19 protein-coding genes are annotated in these 20099 nt (G+C 54.5%); 7 read left to right on the top strand and 12 right to left on the bottom strand.

Annotated features, from left to right (window positions below; all coding sequences use genetic code 11):
- Positions 1–42 precede the first annotated feature (42 nt).
- Genes FDG13_RS19130 through FDG13_RS19100 form a run of 7 tightly spaced genes read left to right on the top strand, consistent with a single transcriptional unit; the run spans position 43 to position 5184 of the window.
- A complete protein-coding gene (locus tag FDG13_RS19130; protein WP_180132260.1) occupies positions 43–813 on the top strand; it encodes a hypothetical protein in 771 nt (256 codons plus the stop codon).
- Entirely contained in the window at positions 806–2344 is a 1539-nt protein-coding gene (gene crtD / locus FDG13_RS19125) for a 1-hydroxycarotenoid 3,4-desaturase CrtD (RefSeq protein WP_180132259.1), read from the top strand. The genes FDG13_RS19130 and crtD overlap by 8 nt, the downstream gene beginning before the upstream one ends.
- Positions 2341–3204, top strand: coding sequence for a carotenoid 1,2-hydratase (locus tag FDG13_RS19120; RefSeq protein WP_180132258.1), 864 nt, complete (start codon positions 2341–2343; stop codon positions 3202–3204). The genes crtD and FDG13_RS19120 overlap by 4 nt, the downstream gene beginning before the upstream one ends.
- Positions 3204–3386, top strand: a complete 183-nt coding sequence (locus FDG13_RS19115; RefSeq protein ID WP_180132257.1) for a hypothetical protein — start codon at positions 3204–3206, stop codon at positions 3384–3386. Before FDG13_RS19120 ends, FDG13_RS19115 begins: the two co-directional genes overlap by 1 nt.
- The gene (gene pufB / locus FDG13_RS19110; RefSeq protein WP_078363860.1) at positions 3379–3531 is read left to right on the top strand and encodes a light-harvesting antenna LH1, beta subunit; all 153 of its coding nucleotides are present in this window, start codon (positions 3379–3381) and stop codon (positions 3529–3531) included. The genes FDG13_RS19115 and pufB overlap by 8 nt, the downstream gene beginning before the upstream one ends.
- A 12-nt stretch (positions 3532–3543) precedes the next feature.
- Positions 3544–3762, top strand: coding sequence for a light-harvesting protein (locus tag FDG13_RS19105; RefSeq protein ID WP_078363859.1), 219 nt, complete (start codon positions 3544–3546; stop codon positions 3760–3762).
- Positions 3763–3816: 54 nt separating this feature from the next.
- Positions 3817–5184 (top strand): PucC family protein, encoded by a 1368-nt coding sequence (locus FDG13_RS19100; RefSeq protein ID WP_180132256.1) that lies wholly within the window; start codon positions 3817–3819, stop codon positions 5182–5184.
- 154 nt (positions 5185–5338) lie between these two features.
- Here FDG13_RS19100 and FDG13_RS19095 read toward each other — a convergent pair whose 3' ends face one another.
- The 12 genes from FDG13_RS19095 to bchB are packed head-to-tail and all read right to left on the bottom strand — an operon-like array spanning position 5339 to position 20099.
- Positions 5339–6403: a phytoene/squalene synthase family protein gene (locus tag FDG13_RS19095; RefSeq protein ID WP_180132255.1), complete on the bottom strand. Its 1065-nt coding sequence runs from the start codon at positions 6401–6403 to the stop codon at positions 5339–5341.
- Positions 6384–7925: a phytoene desaturase family protein gene (crtI, locus tag FDG13_RS19090; RefSeq protein WP_180132254.1), complete on the bottom strand. Its 1542-nt coding sequence runs from the start codon at positions 7923–7925 to the stop codon at positions 6384–6386. Before crtI ends, FDG13_RS19095 begins: the two co-directional genes overlap by 20 nt.
- On the bottom strand, positions 7922–8713 hold the full coding sequence (gene puhE, locus FDG13_RS19085) for a putative photosynthetic complex assembly protein PuhE (RefSeq protein WP_370528257.1): 792 nt from the start codon (positions 8711–8713) through the stop codon (positions 7922–7924). Before puhE ends, crtI begins: the two co-directional genes overlap by 4 nt.
- Positions 8710–9789, bottom strand: a complete 1080-nt coding sequence (gene acsF, locus FDG13_RS19080; protein WP_180132252.1) for a magnesium-protoporphyrin IX monomethyl ester (oxidative) cyclase — start codon at positions 9787–9789, stop codon at positions 8710–8712. The genes puhE and acsF overlap by 4 nt, the downstream gene beginning before the upstream one ends.
- 18 nt (positions 9790–9807) lie before the next feature.
- Positions 9808–10254, bottom strand: a complete 447-nt coding sequence (puhC, locus tag FDG13_RS19075) for a photosynthetic complex assembly protein PuhC (RefSeq protein WP_255435330.1) — start codon at positions 10252–10254, stop codon at positions 9808–9810.
- Positions 10251–10913, bottom strand: a complete 663-nt coding sequence (puhB, locus tag FDG13_RS19070; protein ID WP_180132251.1) for a photosynthetic complex putative assembly protein PuhB — start codon at positions 10911–10913, stop codon at positions 10251–10253. The genes puhC and puhB overlap by 4 nt, the downstream gene beginning before the upstream one ends.
- Positions 10910–11674 carry a photosynthetic reaction center subunit H gene (puhA, locus tag FDG13_RS19065; protein ID WP_180132250.1) on the bottom strand — a complete coding sequence of 255 codons (765 nt, stop codon included), beginning with the start codon at positions 11672–11674 and terminating at the stop codon, positions 10910–10912. The genes puhB and puhA overlap by 4 nt, the downstream gene beginning before the upstream one ends.
- Before the next feature lie 20 nt (positions 11675–11694).
- On the bottom strand, positions 11695–13122 hold the full coding sequence (locus FDG13_RS19060) for a BCD family MFS transporter (RefSeq protein WP_370528256.1): 1428 nt from the start codon (positions 13120–13122) through the stop codon (positions 11695–11697).
- Complete coding sequence (bchM, locus tag FDG13_RS19055; RefSeq protein WP_180132249.1) at positions 13119–13817, bottom strand: magnesium protoporphyrin IX methyltransferase; 699 nt, start codon at positions 13815–13817, stop codon at positions 13119–13121. The genes FDG13_RS19060 and bchM overlap by 4 nt, the downstream gene beginning before the upstream one ends.
- Before the next feature lie 9 nt (positions 13818–13826).
- Entirely contained in the window at positions 13827–14741 is a 915-nt protein-coding gene (gene bchL, locus FDG13_RS19050; protein ID WP_180132248.1) for a ferredoxin:protochlorophyllide reductase (ATP-dependent) iron-sulfur ATP-binding protein, read from the bottom strand.
- Positions 14738–18559: a magnesium chelatase subunit H gene (locus tag FDG13_RS19045; protein ID WP_180132247.1), complete on the bottom strand. Its 3822-nt coding sequence runs from the start codon at positions 18557–18559 to the stop codon at positions 14738–14740. The genes bchL and FDG13_RS19045 overlap by 4 nt, the downstream gene beginning before the upstream one ends.
- The gene (gene bchB, locus FDG13_RS19040) at positions 18531–20099 is read right to left on the bottom strand and encodes a ferredoxin:protochlorophyllide reductase (ATP-dependent) subunit B (RefSeq protein ID WP_180132246.1); all 1569 of its coding nucleotides are present in this window, start codon (positions 20097–20099) and stop codon (positions 18531–18533) included. Before bchB ends, FDG13_RS19045 begins: the two co-directional genes overlap by 29 nt.

The raw sequence follows: 20099 nt of genomic DNA, 5'->3' as shown, positions 1-20099 counted from the left end.
TTGGCTTGTTGTCGTGTTTTTGCAAAGACGGAAGGTCAGCCAGTGAATACGTCTGCTAACCCATCTATTGCACTGTCCGGTGTGGTTGTGGTGCTGCTGGTTGACTATTTGACACAGCACCGAGCCTGGGGATGGATGCGGCTGATTCAGGGTTCTGGTGCACTCAAGGATGTGCCTGGGCTCCTTTTCTCCAAGGTGATGGGTAGTGGGCACGGTGGTGGGTTTGGTTTGCGTCCCAGTGGCAGTCATCAAGGCTTGATTTGTTTGTTTGAGGACGAACAAAAAGCCAATGAATTTTGTGATGGCCCGTATGTGCTTGCCATGATTGAACACTCCCGCGAGCACTGGTTGAGTTCGATGGCTGTGACATCAGCCAGAGGGCAGTGGGATGAGCAGGTGTGGGGCGTTACGCCCAAAGATTGCCTGATCGAGTCGCAGGACCCGGCCGGAACCGAAGATGGCGGCAGTTTGATTGCGGTGTTAACTCGGGGGACCATTCGGCCAGCCAAGGCACTTGCGTTTTGGCGCTACTCACCACCGGCTCAAAAAGAACTCAACACTGCCACAGGATGTCACCTCGCCATGGGGCTGGGTGAAGCCCCGCTGCTGCGGCAATGTACGTTCAGTCTCTGGAGCGATACGGATGCCATGGTCGCATATGCCCACTCGGGCGCCCACAAACACGCCATCACTGCGGCTTATAAAAACGACTACTTTGCTGAGTCCATGTTTGTTCGGATGCGGGTTCTTGCCATGACCGGTGTTTGGCATGGTAAACGCTACGGCGTCTCACACGAGGTTCACCATGGCTGAGAAACATGTTGTTGTGGTGGGGGCCGGTGTGGCTGGCCTTGCTGCTGCTTTGCGTTTGGGCCATCAGGGGCTCAACGTGACGGTGGTGGAGCGCAGTGAACAGGCTGGTGGAAAAGTGCGTGCGCAGGATGTGGGCGGAAGCTTCATTGACGCAGGTCCGACTGTCTTCACCATGAAGTGGGTTTTCTCGGAGCTGATGGAGTCGGTAGGGGCTGACATCGACACAGAACTCAAACTGTCACAACTGCCGGTCCTTGCCAAACACTTTTGGGACGACGGAAGTGCTTTGGATTTGTTTGCTGATCCGCAGGCTAGTGAGGCCGCTGTGGAGGCTTTTGCTGGTCAAGACGAAGCGCAGAGATTTCGTCATTTCTGCCAGATGACCAAGGCCCTGTATCGGAGCCTGGAGACACCTTTCATTCGTTCACAAGTCAGCAACTTACCCAAGTTCATGATGAGTTTGGGCCCGCGTGGTTTGGCATTGTTGGCGCGTGTTGGTCCAACGAGGACCATGTGGGACAGTTTGAGCAGGCACTTTACGGACCCGCGTTTACGCCAGCTATTTGGCCGTTATGCAACCTACTGTGGTTCCTCACCGTACCAAGCACCGGCAACCCTGAATTTGATCGCTCAGGTCGAGATGGATGGCGTGTGGTCGGTTCAGGGAGGCATGAGCTCGCTTGCCCAGTGTTTGGTTCGTCTGTGTAAACAAAATGGTGTGCAGTTCCGTTACCAAACGGAATGCCAGGAGATTCAGATCAGCCAGGGGCGGGCCAAAGGAGTGGTCTTGCGCGATGGTGAAGTGTTGGCGGCCGATGCGCTTGTGTTTAATGGTGATGTGTCGGCGTTGCGCCAAGGATTGCTGGGTGCCAAAACTCGTGCGGCGTTTCCCTCACAAAAAGGTCGGCGTTCTTTGTCTGCTGTCACTTGGTGTGCCGTGGCCAAAACAAAAGGTCTCAGTCTGGACCGTCATAACCTGTTTTTTGGGCGGCGGTACGCTTCAGAGTTTGAAGACATTTTTGGACGCAACAACTTGCCCACTGACCCGACGCTGTATGTTTGTGCGCAAGACCGAGGCGCAGGTACGAGTCCACAAACACCTGAAAGATTGTTGTGTCTGGTAAATGCGCCAGCCATTGGTGATACGGACGATGAGCGCTTGTCAGCTGATTTGCTCGAGAAGTTGCAGGAAAGAAGTTTCAGGCGTGCCAGGGACTGCGGTCTGGACATCGAGTTGGATACCGGCCGGGTAGTTCGAACATCACCACGGCATTTTCATCAACGTTTCCCCGGCACTGGTGGAGCACTTTATGGACAGGCGACACACGGATGGCTGAGCATTTTTTCGAGACCAGGAGCGATCAGCCCGATACCGGGTGTGTATCTGGCGGGCGGGAGTGTCCATCCGGGGCCTGGCGTGCCGATGGCGGCGATGTCGGGGCGACTGGCGGCCGCAGCAGTTCTGGAGAACCTCGGTTTGACCAGGTTGTGCCAAACGGAGGCTACCTCTGGTGGTATGTTGATGCCATGAGTGATGACGGTCAATTCGGACTGAGCTTGATTGCCTTTGTTGGCAGTGTCTTTTCGCCTTATTACGCTTGGGCCAGACGCAGCGGTAAAGCCGATCCTGATAATTTTTGTGCTCTGAATATTGCTTTGTACAACCGCAATAACAAACGATGGTGCATGACGGAGCGCAGTCGTAAACATTCTTCGCGCAGCTCCAACAGGTTTGTGATTGGCCCAAGTGACATGTATTGGGACGGTACCAGTCTGACGCTACGTGTGGATGAAACTGGGGCTCCGATTCCTCACAAGATCACCGGGACTATTCGTATTGAACCTCGTCAGCTGTTTAGGTTTAGCACACCACTGGATGTCAAGAAAAAACACCGTTGGGGTCCGATTGCACCATCAGCCAAGATTGAAGTTAACCTGAGCAAACCTTTTCAGAAGTGGCAAGGCAATGCCTATTTGGATTCAAATGAGGGCGATGAGCCCATTGAAAATGGTTTTCATGAATGGGATTGGTCACGTAGTTTGATGCGTGATGGCAGCACTGCAGTGCTGTATGACATGCGATATAAAGATCAAAGCCAGTCTATATTGGCTTTGCTGTTTGATTGTCAGGGGCAAGTAAGTTCATTTGATCCTCCTGGGCGAAAATTACTGCCTCCTACTGCATGGCGAGTCAATCGTGGTGTTCGCAGTAGTGCACCTGTGGAGATTTATGAGCAGCTTGAAGATACACCTTTCTATCAAAGATCTCTTTTAAAAAGTGAATTATTAGGTGAGAAGGTTGTTAGTTTTCATGAATCGTTATCAATACCACGACTTGTGTCTCCCATAGTTCGAGCAATGTTGCCTTGGCGTATGCCAAGAAGGTTTTAATGACTGATATATTTGGTGTGCCAAGTATTGAGAAAGTTCTTTTGTTGTCGCCACTATTGCGTATTTTTACGGTGGAACAGTTATTAGTGGGTGGCAGCAAATATAATGAATTTTTGGCCATTCCGGCCTTAAATAGCCCTCGTGCGGGTTTTGCACGTTGCAAGGAGAATAACCATGTCTGATACAGACAAAGTTTACCCAACGGGACTGACTGAAGCCGAAGCTCAAGAGATTCATCGGCATCTCATTCAGGGAACGCAAATTTTCGGCATGATCGCCGCATTTGCTCATTTGCTTTCCTATATTTACTCACCTTGGCTCAAGTAAGGAGATAACACCATGATTTACGGAAAAATTTGGTTGTATGTGAAACCTTCGACAGGTATTCCGCTTTACTTGGGTGCAGTGGCGGTCGGCGCTTTTGCCGTTCATTTGGCCTTGTTCACCAACGTGCCATGGCTGAAGGCCTACTACAGCGGTAGCGCTGCTAAAGCTGCAGTGACAGCTTCGGCTGATGCAGTGCCAGCTTTGCCTGGTGCCGTGACTGCGAAAAAATAACGCAGGTATGGAGCTTAGAGACCGAGGTCGTAAGGCCTCGGTCCCTTTTTTTGAATGAACAGATTTAGCCAAAAGCTGGTTTTTGCATGGGCTGCAGCGGGAACACGCTACCTGCCTTTTGCTGACGCGGCTACCCCCGATCTTCCTCTGTCCAGGTTGCTGAGGTTGTCGTTGTTTCAGATTTCAGTAGGCATGGCAATGGTCATGCTGATCGGCACCTTAAATCGGGTCATGATTGTCGAGCTCAAAGTGCCGTCCGCTTTGGTGTCCATCATGGTCGGATTGCCGTTGTTATTCGCGCCTTTGCGTGCTCTGATTGGGTTCAAGTCAGACAACCACCGTTCAGCGCTAGGCTGGCGTAGAGTGCCATTCATTTGGATGGGTACCCTTTTGCAGTTTGGCGGGTTTGCCATCATGCCGTTTGCGCTGTTGGTTCTTGCGGGCGCGGGTGAAGCGGCGAACGCACCCCCTTGGGTGGGGTATATCGGTGCGGGAGTGGCCTTTTTGCTGGTAGGGGCTGGCATGCATACCACCCAAACAGTGGGTCTGGCTTTGGCGACTGATTTGGCGCCAGTCGAGTCACAACCCAAAGTGGTTGGCCTGATGTACGTGATGCTTTTGGTGGGCATGATCGGCAGCGCATTCATTTACGGTGAACTGCTGTCAGACTATAGTCCTGGCCGCTTGGTTCAAGTCATTCAGGGGGCGGCACTCGTTACGATGTGCTTGAATGTTGTGGCGCTTTGGAAGCAGGAGGCCAGGCATTCAGTGCGACAGAATGCGCCCGTAGCGGACCCGAGCTTTCGGGAGTCGTGGATCAGCTTCAGCAAAGGTGGTCATGCCGTCAGGCGCCTATTGGTGTTGGGTTGTGGAACGGCAGCGTTTACGATGGAAGATGTTTTGCTTGAACCCTACGGTGGTGAAATTTTGGGCCTCAGTGTGTCGGCAACCACAACGTTGACCGCTACTTTGGCGTTTGGTGGTTTGATTGGGTTTGGCTGGGCGTCTCGTGTTTTGAGTCGCGGTGCAGATCCTTTCCGTATGGCCAGCGCAGGAGCCTGGGTAGGGATTCCTGCATTTAGTGCAATCATTATTTCGGGTTACTTACAAGCCCCTTGGTTATTTGCTTCCGGAACTTTCTTAATAGGTCTGGGCGCCGGCCTGTTTAGCCATGGCACATTGACCTCTACCATGAACTTGGCACCCAAAGATCAAGTTGGCATGGCCTTGGGGACTTGGGGTGCTGTTCAGGCGACTGCTGCCGGTATGGCCATGGCGTTCGGAGGAATATTGAGAGATTCTGTGGCCAAATGGTCTGACTCACCCACTGGTTACCATACCGTGTACGGGCTGGAACTGCTGCTGCTTTGTGTGACTATCGTCATCATGCTCCCATTGCTTGGTCGCGAAACCAAACTTTAGCCTTGATTATCTGATTCCCGTGTCGATAGAGAAGTGAACTTCAACTTTAAGGAGAAAATATGAAAACCAGCACCATTTTGATTATTATGTACGTTGTGTTTATTTTGTTCATGATTATGAACTGGTTAAACCGGCCCGACGATAAAAAATAAATTCAATCTGATAGTTCGATCGGCTTGCGTCCGATTCTTTCGTTCTCAAGTCGTTCGAACAATCCTAAAACCCATTCGATCTTCTGTGACATGGCCCTGTTTGGAGAATAGTTGGGGGTATTTCGATCGTTAAGGTTTTTTTGGCAGTTTTCAACCAGAAAACTAATGGCTTTCAAGGGACTTGGCTGTTGGGTGTCTACGTAGATCCACCTCACCTGTGTCCAAGCGGAGGCGAGCAAAACAAGCTTGCGCGTTGTGCTGACAATCGTTCGCCGTGTGATGGAGTCCAGGCCTTCTCGCCTGAGTTGTGCGCCTATTTCTCCATATATTGAACTGGCAGCAAGTATGGCTGCCCTGCAATCAGGCGGCAATTCTGCGATGCCAGATTGTGATCTGCGATACAGCAGGTCTGCTTCCTCCAAGAGGCGTGATATCAGAACTTTGACTTCAGCAGTTGGCTTTGGATTTTTAAGCCATTCTTCCAAGTTGATACCAGCCGTTGCCATCCAGTCCAAAGGCAAATAGATTCTGCCGTTGCGGGCATCTTCGCCAATATCACGTGCAATATTCGTGAGTTGCATGGCGACACCCAGTTCGCATGCTCTTGCCAACGTCGTGGTCGATTTGGAACCCATGATCCAGCACATCATTGCCCCCACCGTACCCGCAACCCGCGCGGCATAAGACTGAAGGTCTTCTAAGGTCTGGTATCGGTGCCCAAGCGCATCCCACTCGAAACCTTCGAGCAAAGCGTCTAGAAATAAACGAGGCAGTTGATACTGTTGGACAACCAGTGTCAGGGCTTGGTCTTCGACGAACTCGGATGGGTTGCCAGAATAAATTTGGTCCAGCCGCTGTCTTAAAACCGATAAATTGGCATGGACATCTCCCCCTTGGTCAACCAAATCATCCGCCACGCGACAAAAGGCATACAACGCAACTGCTGCAGCACGTACGCGCATGGGCAACAGACGACTGGCAGCGAAAAACGTCTTCGATCCGCCTTTCATCATGGCGATGCAGGCCTTCAGGTCGCGTGAATCGTAGTCAAGAGAAACTGTTGACATGAGGAACTACCTGTTCAAGCGCTTTGGCGGACATCAGGACACCAGGAACGCCCGCACCTGGGTGCGTTCCTGCACCAACCATGAAGAGGCCTTTGACATCCTCGCTGCGGTTGTGCGGACGGAAATAGGCACTTTGTAATAACAAGGGTTCCATGCCAAAACCCGCACCCTTGTAAGACAACAGGCGGTCGTGGAAATCCTGCGGCGTGGTGAAGTGAGAGGTGACGATGTGCGCTTTGAGGTTGGGCAGAATCGTTTCACTCAGGCGCTTTTCAATCTTCTGCCGGTAGATTTCACCTTCCACCTTCCAATCGGTGCCACTGTCGAGATGCGGCACGGGTGACAAGGCGTAAAAAGTATCGCAGCCCTCTGGCGCCATGCCCGGATCAGTGGCAGTCGGCCGATGCAGGTACAAACTGAAGTCGTCGGCCAGATGTTTGCGTTTAAAAATATCGTCGAGCAACTCCTGATAACGCGGACCAAGCACCATCGTGTGGTGGGGGACATCGCTGTACTTTTTGTTGGTGCCAAAGTACCAGACAAACAAACCCATGGAGTACTTCTTGTCCTCGATTCGGCTGTCCGTCCAATGGGGTCGATCTTTGGCATCGACCAGATAACGGTAGGTCCACGCTGTGTCCCCGTTGCTGACCACAATGTCGCCCGATATGCGTTCTCCGTTGGCTAACTCGACGCCAGTGGCTCTGCCTTGGTCGACCAGGATGCGGCGTACGTCTGCCTTGTAGCGAATGGGAACTTGGCGTTGATCCAGCAAGCCGACCAGCCCCTGCACCAGCGAACCGGTCCCACCCATCGCCCAATGGGCGCCAAAGCGCCGTTCCAGCGCATTGATCAGCGCGTAGATACCTGTGACGCTCAGCGGATTTCCCCCAATCAGCAGCGACTGCAGTGTAAAAGCGGCCCGCAGTTTGGGATGCGCCATATAGCTCGAGACCATCGAATAGATGCTGCGCCAGCCGCGTAGCCTCAGCATATTGGGGATGGCGCGAATCAAATCACTAGGGCTGTCGTAAACAATGCTGCCCAGTTCCAGGAAACCCAGCTGATAACACCGCTCCGCTTCCTTGATAAAGGCCTCGTAGCCGGCTAGGTCCGACGGGCTGATTTTTTTGACCTGTTCACGATTGGCCTGCTGGTCTTTGCCATAGTCAAAGTGACTGCCATCGTCATACCGAATCCGGTAAAAAGGTGCCACTGGGACCAGTGTGACATCGTCAGAGAATCGACGTCCGCACATCTCCCACAATTCTTCCAGCATGTACGGCGCGGTCACGATGGTTGGCCCCGCATCAAAGGTAAATCCGTCGCGTCGCCAGACAGCCGCTCGACCACCAGGCTGATCCTGCTTCTCCAAGACTTGAACCCGATACCCCTTGCAGCTCAAGCGCACGGCTGCTGCCAAGCCGCCAAAACCCGTACCAATAACGATGGCCGTTGGTCTTTTGTCCGCAGTCACATCCTCTGTGGGTGCGGCAGTTTGTATATTTGAAAATGCGTTCATTTGGAATCCAATGTTGCGCTGTCCAGTGCAACCTTATTTTTCGTATTCAATGCCCAGCCCCACAAACGCTCGAGTGGCCAAGGCAAAACCATCATGGCGTGCTCCAAGATACCCAGGCCAAGAAGACTGGCCAGCAAGACCCACCCAGTGGTGACTTCAACCACCCCTAATTGCGCCTGACCCACAATCCAGATCCACACGGCCAATGCCAGGCTGAAAGAAAACACAAACCAAGCTGTGATACCGCGGGTTGGAAAATAGCTGGCAAGGTAGGCCAAGTGTTTGGGAAGGTATTGCGCACCGTTTTGCGGTACGCCGAAATACAAGTTCAATTTGCCGCTGATACGCATACACCACAACACCGCGAAAGTGCAAAGTGCCACGTGGTTGGGTAGTCCTCTTTGCATCAGGCAAAGGGCCGCAAAATTGACGATCAAAGCTATCTCGTGGTACCAAATCACATCCAATGATTGTCTGAACCGCGCCCACCCCGTCACCCCAGGCTGCAACGGTTTTTTTCGGGGCCCGGTCAGCCAGCCGGTCAAAAAGGCCAGTTCATGCCAACCCCACATCACAATCACACTGCCAAAGCCCAAATAAGCGTTTTCAACGCTCAGGCTCTTCATGCTTTCAGCAACGGCTAAGAAGCTCAGCACCAACAACACACTCCAGCCCCCCAGACTCCAGCGAAAGCTGCTGGGTGGCAGTCGGTCAAGCCACAAGATGATGCCCGTACCAAACCACCAGCACACAATGGCGTAGCCAGATGCAAGAAGCGTGTCATTCACCACACGGGTTCCATTCGCACGTCTGCAGTCAGCTCCTGGCGTTTGATGGGCAACAGATACAGTTTGCCGAAAACCAGGACAGCCCGCGACATGAACCAAGCCTGCTTCAGTTTTCCGACGAATCCCCCTTGTTTTTTGGCCAAGTCATTGGCCTTGGAGATGGTGAACAGTTTGGCAAGCCCCGCGCGAAATTTTGGATTGTCGGTATCCAGGGCAATGGGAAAGACCTGCTGGGTGATTTTTGTGGTGATGTCAAACACCGCGTAGTCATAGCTTGCAGAGTCCAGGCCCATGGCCTCATGCAACATGGGGCGGGTGTGGTCACGCACATACATGGTGGCATAAACGGCCAACAGGAAAAAGCGGATCCTCAACACATTGCCACCCCTTAGCAGGTGCGGATTGGCGCGGATGATCAGTGCAAATGACTCGCCGTGACGAAACTCATCGTTGCACCAACGCTCGAACCAGCGAAAGATCGGATGAAAGCGTTTGTCTGGATGGCGTTCCAGATGACGAAAGATGGTGATGTACCTGGCGTACCCAATTTTTTCCGACAAGTAGGTGGCGTACAGGATGTATTTGGGTTTGAAAAAGGTGTAGGCCTTCTCACGCTTCAAATTTCCCAAATCGATGCCCAGGTCAAAGTCGCGCAAGGACTGATTGATGAATCCCGCGTGACGTGCCTCGTCACGGGCCATAAACGTCATCAGTTGCTTCAGATCCGGGTTGGTGATGTTTTTACGAATCTCGTTGTACAGGATACAACCCGAGTACTCTGATGTGAGTGAACTCACCAGAAAGTCGATGAACTCTTGGCGCATCTCCTTGGAGAGTTGAGGCATCGTTTGCGCCACCTCATCGGCAAAACTGGCATCACGTTGGAAGTGGTCGTGGTTGTTGTCCCCCTCGTACTCACGCATCATGATGTCCCACTCTTTGCGCAGCGGTTCAATGTTGAAGCGGTTGATCTCTGCAAAGTCAGTGGTGTAGAAACGCGGACTCAGCATGCTGCTTTGTACCGCCTTCTGGTTCGCATCTTTCGCTGTTTCGATACGTTGCACGAGTGTGTTCATAGAGCGTATGTTGGTTGACTACGGATGCTTGAGATTTCGAAATATAGCTGCATTGACCGGTCCAAAAGACTCCAGATCGATGCGCTGTGTGGTACTGGGGTCAAGCAGGGTGAGCCTGCCATCCGTGTGTTCAATCACCCGAAAAGGCGCTTCCGGCCCCATGCCGCGACGCTTTCTCTCGCGCGCAAGTGCGCGAAGGGTTCCACGTAAAAACCCTTGTTCGCCCTTGAATACCATCACTTCTTTGCTATCAAAACTATCAATTGCGACAATCTGTCCATCGGGCGTATCCGCGAACACCAGGTCGCGCTGCCACAGTATTGGTGCATCCTCGACCGTCCATGTAAGCCCCTGATAGCGCGCGAAAGCCACCAGGCACAGGACGAGACCCAGGAAAGCCAGTAAATACCCAATCGGTTTGCGAATGGGGGGCTTCATGTTTCCTGAAGGCATGGGGCCATTCATGCGGGCAAACCTTCTTGTTGTTGCTCTGATTGGGTCGGCGATGGAACGCTTTGAGCCACGACCCGTTCTGTTGCCCGTTCTTGACTCCAGGCGGCCAACAGGATCTTGCCAACAGCCTGGGCATCTGGGATGCAACGAAGCGCGGGTTCCGGCTGGGTCAAACGCCATGCACGGGCATGTGGCCACAGATGCATCCAAGCAATACGATCACTGGGATAAAGACTCAAGGCGATGTCACCAGAGGCGCCATGAACGTTCTTCAAAGAAGCTGACGCAATACGTTTGTGTGGCAAGTTGAAGGTGAGTGTGAGAACCATGCCCACGCGCATCACAACCCGCTTGTCGGTAATGGTGTACACCGTGGTTTTGCTAGAAAACCAAGCAACGGAACTCAGCAGCACCAAGGCCACGGACCCGGTCAGAAAACTCTTGACGAGGGAGATGGCTATCTCGTGGTTGCCAGCATGGCTGTCCAACAAGTAAGCGAGCTGGATCACCCACATGATCAGAAAGTAGATCGCAATTTTGCGAACATGAAACGCATGTAATGCCAACTGCCGCCATTGCGGCGCTCCCTGCCAAAGCATTTTTTCGCCAGGAGGCAAGGGCTCGGGCAGCCCTGGAGCTGCCTCGAACTCATGCTCATGGGTTGCAATCACAGCAAAGGTTCCTGCCGACTGGGATGGGCGTAAAGCAGGCCTGCCCCAAAATAGCCCATGATTTTTTCTTCTTCCAAGAGCGTGATCTGCTCTGGCAACCGTGTCTTAGGAACATTACCAAACTGGTAGGACATCAAGGCGTTCACATGAACCCCTTCCTTGTTGATCCGGGCGAAATTCATCGGGATCAAAACGCGAGCCTCAGAACCCTTCAGTGCCACTTCAATGTAGCGGAAGATGGATTCCGACTGGTCAACCCACATATCGCACACTTGACCCGCACTTTCCTTGTCCGCGCCAATCACCTGAAGGCCGCGAGGATCGATGTTCTGCTTGGCGACGTTGTAGTCCTTGGCAACCCGCAAAGGAACAATTTTGGGTGCGCCTTCGTAAGTGAGATCAGGCTCATCAGCGCGCATGGCCCATGCACCAGGACCCACACCGGCGAGCAGAGGGTCACCTTTTGGCACGATATTGCCACCGCTCCAGGGGTTGTTGCCTGGTTCAAAGGAGAACTCGCCGTCGGGTCGATCAGGGTTGGGTGCAACCATGTCGGGGCCATGGCGCATTTTGTAGGTTTTGGGCTGCACCAAAGGCCAGCCGGTTGTCACCGGGCCATTGACGCGTCCAGGGTCCATGGGATAACCCTCGCGGTGCGCCTCCCTTTGCAGGTAATAAATCAGGCCGGCAAAAAATGCCCAAAAAACGTAAAGCACGAGCTGTGCTACGTCGAAAGATTGTGTGAAACCACCAATTTCCATGGTCAACTCCTTCAAAAAATCTACTGAATAACAGGGGCAATCTGGATGTTGTTTGTGGTGCGGACGCCGTGTCTGACCAAGGGGCCAACGGCAATGAGCGTGACAAACAACAACAGCATTTCAACGTGGTAAACCACGCTGTAACCAACCGACGGCACCGCGAAGGCCGTGCCAAAAGCGCCACCAGCGGTCAATTGCGTCACCAGGTCACGCAACGCGCCACCAAAAAACATGGCCAATCCTGCAGCGGTCGATTGCACGGCACCCCAAGCTCCGAGTGCCAAGCCCACATAACCACCACCATCCAGGCGCATGGCGGTGAACAATGTGCCAACGGCAAACAGCCCGCCACCCATGCCGATACCCAAAGCGCCAAGGCGAAACAACCAGCCAGCTTCAAGCGGTGCAGAAAAGATGACGGCAGAAAAAGCGGGTATGCCAATCATGGCGCCGAACGCCGCCAGCAACAAAGGATCCATGCCTCGGGCCAGTTGGCGACCGGCCAGCAAAAAGCCCATCAAGCCACCACCGGCCAGCATCGCGGTCAAGGCACTTGTGGCCCCCACCGATAGATGCAAGATCTCACCCCCGTATGGTTCCAGCACGATATCCTGCATGTTGAACGCCATGGTTCCCAGACCCGTGGTCCACAAAAAACGCCGTGCGTTGGGCAAATTGATGAAATGCGTCCATACCTCTTTGAACGGTGGTCTGGGTGTCTGTTTTCGTGCCGCAGCACGTTGTGGATTGCGAGGTTCTTGTTTCCACAGGGCAAATGCGTTCAAGATCAAAACAACCATGGCTGTCCCCTGAACGACTTGAACCAGCCGTTGGGCACTGAAGTCAGTCAGCAGGACGCTGAAAACCAGACTGCCGCCCACGGCGCCCACCAGCAGCATGATGTACATCAAGGCGACGACCCTTGGACGTGTCTCTTCACTGGCCTGATCCGTGGCAAGTGCCAGCCCGGCGGTTTGGGAGGTTTGTAGTCCCGCACCGACCATCAAAAAGGCCATGGCTGCGACACCTTGCGCCAGCCAGGGTGGCAGAGGCCGCTCCCCCTGACCGGTCAGCGCCAACAAGGCAAAGGGCATAAAGGCGAGCCCGAGAAACTGGACGAGTGTTCCGCCCCACATATAAGGAACACGTTTCCAACCAAAAGCCGACTGATGCGTATCTGATTGGTAACCCGTGACCGCACGGAATGGTGCCACCAGAAGTGGAAGTGCCAGCATCAGTGACACCAACGATGCTGCCACACCCAGTTCAACAATCATGACCCGGTTGAGCGTACCAATCAGGAGTGCTGTGGTGATGCCCATCGTGACTTTGAATAACGACAAACGCAAAAGGCGAGACAGCGGCAAACCCGCACTGGCCACATCCGCAAAGGGAAGCCACTGCGCAGGAATACTCTTGGCAAGACGTTTGAACGTTGCAGCTCTCACGATGTCTGCCACTCCATCGCTTGTGATTGGTAAAAACCGCTGGAAATTCTTTGAGTCCGACCTCGGTTCCACTGAGCCAGCGAAGCATGCTGGGCCATCAAGCTGGCAATTTTTTCTTCGGCCATCGGTTCTAACCACGGGGCGCGGTTGCCACGAGGGAAAACGCGTCCAACCGCAATCATGAGCGCCAGCAGCGGTGTGCGCGGTGCAAAGGTGAACAAGATGGAGGACGAGGTCCGTTCGGCCAGTTTGGCCAAAGCACTCACGGCATCTTCGGTACGGTAGTGAATGATGGAGTCCATCGCCACCACATGATCGAACTTGCCGAGAGCTGCGTCAAGCATGTCGCCGCTGCGAAAGTCAATGCGACTGGCGACATCTGGAGGCAAGCGGTTGCGTGCGAGTTCAACCAAGGTGGGTGACAGATCAATCGCCACCACTTCGGCACCTCGGCGTGCGGCCTCTACCGACAATGCGCCAGTACCACAGCCCGCATCCAGGATGCGTTTGCCATGGAGGTCTGGTGGCAACCAGGAGAGCAGTGTTCCGCGCATGTTGTCCCGCCCGGCGCGCACCGTCGCTCGCACCCGGCCCAGGGGGGCGTCCGATGTCAACTTTTCCCAGGCTGCTGCGGCGGTTCGATCAAAATAGTTTTCGATCTGACCGCGCCGCTCCTGGTAGGTGTTTTCGTTCATGCGGTGGCCTCAGTCAAAACCCAACAGGTCAAAAATGTCCCGATCTTTCATCGGCACAGCCGGCAAGGGGTCGGTGCCCAGCCAGAGCGCAGCGGCCAGTCGCATGTACTCATCCTGCACCGCCTTGACGGCTGGTGTGGGTTCCAACTCAAACAGCGTGGATTTGTTCAACCGGCTGCGACGAATTTCATCCAGGTTCGGGAAATGGGCCATGGTTTTCAGACCAACCACCGCATTGAACTTGTCAATCTGGTCCGTGGCATCGCTGCGGTTGGCAATCACACCACCGAGCCGGACGTTGTAGTTCTTGGCCTTGGCACCAATGGCCTGGACAATGCGGTTCATCGCAAAGATGGAGTCGAAGTCATTGGCGGTCACGATCAATGCGCGATCAGCGTGTTGCAGCGGGGCGGCAAAACCGCCACACACCACATCACCCAAGACGTCAAAGATCACCACATCGGTGTCTTCGAGCAGATGATGCTCTTTGAGCAACTTCACGGTTTGCCCAACCACGTAGCCACCACAGCCGGTGCCGGCGGGCGGTCCACCAGCCTCGACACACATGACACCGTTGTAGCCCCGATAAACAAAATCCTCAACACGTAGTTCTTCAGCGTGGAAGTTGACGGCTTCCAGCGCGTCGATCACGGTGGGCATCAGCTTCTTGGTCAGGGTGAATGTGGAGTCGTGTTTGGGATCGCAGCCAATTTGCAGCACGCGTTTGCCCATTTTGCTGAAAGCCACTGACAAATTCGAAGACGTTGTGCTTTTGCCAATACCCCCTTTGCCGTACACCGCAAAGACCTTGGCGGTGCCAATCTTGATGGCAGGGTCGAGCTGCACTTGCATACTTCCCTCGCCATCCAGATGGCGGCCACCTCGCCGTATATCTGACAGGGGGACTGCCGTGGTTTCGATCATGCGGGAACTCCTTCGTAAACACCTTCTAAGCGGTCTTCCAATTCCTCACCAGCGAGCCGCAGCGCGTCCATAGTTTCGGCATTGGGTTGCCAGTATTGGCGCCGTGACGCTTCCAGTAAGCGGTTGGCAAATTTGGTTGAGGCGACAGGGTTGAGCTGGGCCAGCCGTTCGCGCATCTCAGGATCGAGGATGAACGTCTGTGCCAACTGCTGGTACACCCAGGGTTGAACTTGTCCAGTCGTGGCTGACCAGCCCATGGTGTTGGTGAGGTGTGCCTCAATCTGACGCACACCTTCATAACCATGTTGGAGCATGCTTTCATGCCACTTGGGATTGAGCATGCGAGTACGTGTTTCCAGTGACACCTGTTCTGTCAAGGAGCGCACGACCCCGTCACCTTGCGTCTGGTCACCGATATAAACAGGTGGGGCACTGGCCTGGGTGCCCTCAAGCTTGTGTTTGGCCTGCAACACGGCGCGACTTACCCCACCCAGGGTGTCAAAGTAGGTATCAATGCTCGTCACCCCCAACTCCACCGAATCCAGGTTCTGGTATGTCAACGACACACTGGCCAGCGCGCTTTGCAGCAGGACGTTGTTGCGCACGGGGCGACCTTCGCGACCATAAGCAAAGCCTTTGCGCTGGGTGAAGCAGTTGCCCAACTCGTCTTCATCTTGCCAGACGCTGCTGTCGACCAGTTGATTGACATTGGCACCATAGGCGCCCTCGGCATTGCCAAAAACCCGCAATGATGCGGCCTCCATGTCGCCTCCGTGTTCTGCCATGAAGGCCAGAGCGTGTTTGCGGACATAGTTTTGATCTTCCGGTTCATCTGCCGAGGCCGCCAGGAAAGAGGCCTCAGCCAGAAGCCGGATTTGCATCGGCAACAGATCGCGGAAGATGCCTGACAGGGTGATCACCACATCGATACGTGGGCGGCCCAACTCCTCCAGTGGCATCAGGCACGCCCCTGCAAGCCGTCCATACGTGTCAAAGCGGGGCAGGGCACCCATCAATGCCAGGGCCTGGGCCAGCGGCCCACCTTCGGATTTCAGGTTATCTGTTCCCCAGAGCACCATCGCAACCGTTTCCGGCAGTAAGCCCCCGTCTTGCCTGTAGCGGGCAATGAGTTTGTCGCTCTGGCGCTGTGCGTCTTTGACAGCAAAAGCGGATGGGATGTGGAATGGGTCAATGCCGTGAATGTTGCGGCCGGTCGGCAGTACCTTGGGGTTTCGCAGCAAATCACCCCCAGGAGCCGGGGCGATATAGCGTCCATCCAGAGCTTTGAGCAAGCCTTCGATTTCACTGTCTTGTCCAAGCTGGTAATTGGTGGCTACCAACTGCTTCAGCGACTCAAGCTGGACCTGGTTCAGATCAGTCGCGAGCGGCATCAGGTCTGTTTCGGAAGCGCCGTCCACCAAATGTTCCAGCAAGTCAGCATTGTCGATGCCCATGGCTTGGGCCAGAGCCTTGAGTGTGGTGAGGCGCTGCTCACGCGTTGGCGTTTTGCCAACGATATGCAGACCTTCCGGGATCAAGGTGTATTCCAGCTCCAAAATCTGGGCTTGCAACGCGTCAATCCAGGGGACTGCAGCGCCGTTGGCCTGCATATCAGTGAGATCCGGCTTTGTTTGAGGCACCGCCAAATCAAGTGCAGTGGCCTGTGTGTGCAACATGTCGGCCAGTTCCGGGCGCTCTTTGGATTGGTCCGGCTCCAGAGCTCGCCACCGCTCAAGCGATTGCTTCAGCTCAATCAAGCCTTTGTAAAGACCTGCCTGAGCCAGTGTTGGTGTGAGGTAGCTGACAAGCGTTGCCGCAGCGCGGCGTTTGGCCAGCACCCCTTCCGACGGGTTGTTGGCGGCATACAGATAGACATTGGGGAGTGCGCCAATCATCCGTTCCGGCCAGCAGTTGCCTGACATGCCAGCCTGTTTGCCTGGCATGAACTCCAGCGCGCCATGGGTTCCAAAATGCAACACACAATCGGCGTTGAAGTCATTTTGCAAGTACCGGTAAAAGGCACTGAACGCATGGGTAGGTGCCAGACCCGACTCGAACAACAAGCGCATTGGGTCGCCTTCGTAGCCAAAACCAGGTTGCAGTGCCACCAAGACTTCACCAAACTGGGCGCCCAAGACAAAAATGCTTTGTCCATTGGTCAGATGTTTGCCCGGTGCCGGACCCCACTGGGCCTCGATGTCATTGAGCCACCGTTCTTGTTGCACATGTTTTTCAGTAGGGATCAAGGCGTGCACATTGGCTTCGGTTCCGTACTGGCTGGCATTGCCTTTGAGAACGGCTTCGCGCAGGGCCTCCACACTGGCTGGCACGGTGACCCGATAGCCTTGTTTAGCCAACGAGGTTAGCGTATTGAACAAAGATTCAAAAACGGACAGGAAGGCGGCCGTTCCTACTGCACCTGCGTTGGGCGGAAAGTTGAACAGCACAATCGCAATTTTGCGGTTCTCCCGCTTGGTACGACGCAAGGCCACCAGCTTGGCCACTCGCATTGCCAGCATCTCGATGCGTTCCGTGCAGGCATACATGTCTTCGGTTTTGTTGTCCGCAGTGAATTTGCAGAGGCGTCCGCAACCAGCGCAAACCGTGCCGTCCGAACCAGGGCGGCCACCGTAAATCATGGGCACGGTCGAACCATCCAACTCTGGAATGGCGACCATGATGGTGCTCTCCACCGGGAGCAAGCCGCGATTGGAGCCGCCCCACTTGTCCAGTGATTGGAACTCCAAAGGATGTGCGGCCAGATAGGGAACGTCCAGGCCCGAAAGCACCAATTCGGCTGCTTTGGCATCGTTGTAGGCGGGTCCACCAACCAGGGAAAAGCCGGTCAGCGAAACCAGGGCGTCAATGTTGACCTTGCCGTTGGTTTTGAAATACCGCTCAATCGCTGGACGCGCATCCAAGCCACTGGCATAAGCCGGAATCACCCGCAATCCCTTGGACTCCAGCACATTGATCACAGCATCGTAGTGTGCTGCGTTACCAGCCAGAAGATAGGAGCGCAGCAACAACAAACCAACGGTGGGTTGTTGCTTGGAGCCCGCTGGTAACTCGCTCAACTGATCGGACAGCTGTGTTTTCATCCGCGGGTGATACACACCTGTTTCTGGGTACTCCACTGGGTCTTGCGGATGCGCCAGATCGCGCAGAGCTTGTCTCGGGCCGCTGGCGTAACGCTTGATCAGCATCTGCACCATATTGCTCACGTTTTGCTCGGAACCTGCCAGCCAATAACGCATGGTCAGGAAGAAAATCCTGACATCTTGCGCTGTACCAGGAATGAAGCGCAAGAGCTTGGGGAGTCGGCGCAGCATGGCCATTTGTTTGGCGCCGGCATCCCCGCTGGACTCTTCCCTCTTGAATCCTTCTTTTGGGGTGGGACGCAGTTTTTTGAGCAAACCAACCAGCCCCCCTGCTTGCCCGCCCATGGTGAACTTGCCCATGCGGGTGAGTTGCATGACCGGCGGTGCCGACATGATGCACACCATGGCGTCACATTGGTCTCGCCTGGCCTTGAGTGTCTCCAGCACGGGCAGGTAATGGTCCTCCATGAACAGCATGGTGGCAATGATCACATCCGCGTTCTGGATGTCGTTTATGCTGCTGGCAAGCCCATCAGCGTTGTCGCGCCAGGATGCTGCGCTATGGATTTTGAATACCAAACCAGGAATCTGCTGGCGCAGGCTTTTAGACGCGCGTTCTGCGGCACTTGCTAGATGGTTGTCCATCGTGAGCAAGAGCACCCTGATCGGGGTCTGCGCCCCCGAGTTGTCAGCGGCTGAAGTGAGCTTTCGCGTCATATAACGTCTCCACGGTGATGGTGCTCAGGCCTTGTTCCAACGCGTACCGTTCCGTATTTCTGCGGGCTTTGCCTCGCACAAAAAAGGGTATTTTTCCCAGCTCTTTCTCGGCCTCGGTGCTCCAAGCGCTTGAGGCTGGTTGGGCTGTATTTGGCTTGGGCAAATCAGTCTGGGCAACTTCAATCAAGGCAGTCACTGGCGTCTCGGCCACACGGCTGGAACCCAAGTGTGATGGTGCTGCACCGTCGTAGAACTCAAAATCCTCACGAAACATGCCCAGCAGGTGCTCTTCCAGGCCCATCATCAGTGGATGCACCCACGTGTCGAACAAGACGTTGGCCCCCTCGAAACCCATCTGAGGGGCGTAACGGGCAGGAAAGTCCTGAATGTGTACTGGTGCCGAGATCACCGCGCAGGGGATATTGAGCCGCTTGGCAATGTGTCGCTCCATCTGTGTACCCAGGATCAGCTCGGGGTGAAGATGTTTGATCTGTTCTTCAACGGCCAGATAGTCATCAGTGATCAGTGGCTCAACCTGGTACTTTTTGGCCGCTTCGCGCACTTCACGGGCAAATTCCCGGCTGTAGGTCCCGATGCCCACCACTTCAAAGCCCATCTCTTCGCTGGCGAACCGGGCTGCAGCCACCACATGTGTGGCATCGCCGAATAGGAACACGCGCTTGCCGGTCAGATAGGTCGAGTCGACAGATCGGGAGTACCAAACGGAGTGCATGTCATCTTCAAGCCCTGCCGGAATGGGCAGTTTGGACAGACTGGTGACCTCCCGGATGAACTCGCGTGTGGCACTCACACCAATTGGTATGGTTCGGGTGTAGGGTTGGTTGAACTGGCGTTCCAACCACTGAGCTGTTGTGTTGGCGATTTCTGGATAAAGAACGACATTGAAGTCCGCTTGCGCCAGCTTGCAAATATCCTCAACCGAGGCGTTTAAAGGTGCAGTAACTTTTACTTCAATGCCCAAGGCCTGCAAAAGTTGGGAGATCTCGCGTACGTCGTCGCGATGCCGAAATCCCAGTGCCGTTGGTCCCAAAATGTTGCAACTGGGCTTGTGTGGGGCGGCAGACAAGTCCTTGTCAGCTGGCTTGGCCAGGTTTCGGACAAGTTGGTAGAACGTCTCGGATGCTCCCCAGTTTTCTTTGCGCTGGTAAGCGGGTAATTCCAATGGAATCACAGGAACGGGCAGATTCAGAGCTTTGGCCAAGCCGCCCGGGTCGTCTTGGATCAACTCTGCTGTACAGGAAGATCCCACCAGTACCGCCTGTGGCTGAAAGCGGTCAAAAGCGTTGGCGACAGCTTCCTTGAAAAGCTGCGCTGTGTCACCACCCAGATCCCTTGCCTGAAAAGTGGTGTAGGTGACCGGTGGGCGCCTGGGCAGGCGCTCAATCATGGTGAACAAGAGATCTGCGTAGGTATCTCCTTGTGGCGCATGTAATACGTAGTGAACGTTGGTCATGGCCGTAGCCACTCGCATGGCACCCACATGAGGCGGGCCTTCATAAGTCCAGAGCGTGAGCTGCAT

Origin of the sequence: Rhodoferax sp. BLA1 (assembly GCF_013416775.1) — a bacterium.
In the GTDB taxonomy this organism is placed as follows: domain Bacteria; phylum Pseudomonadota; class Gammaproteobacteria; order Burkholderiales; family Burkholderiaceae_C; genus Rhodoferax.
Note: the sequence above shows the minus strand (reverse complement) of the source record. Positions and strands in the feature narration are given on the sequence as shown.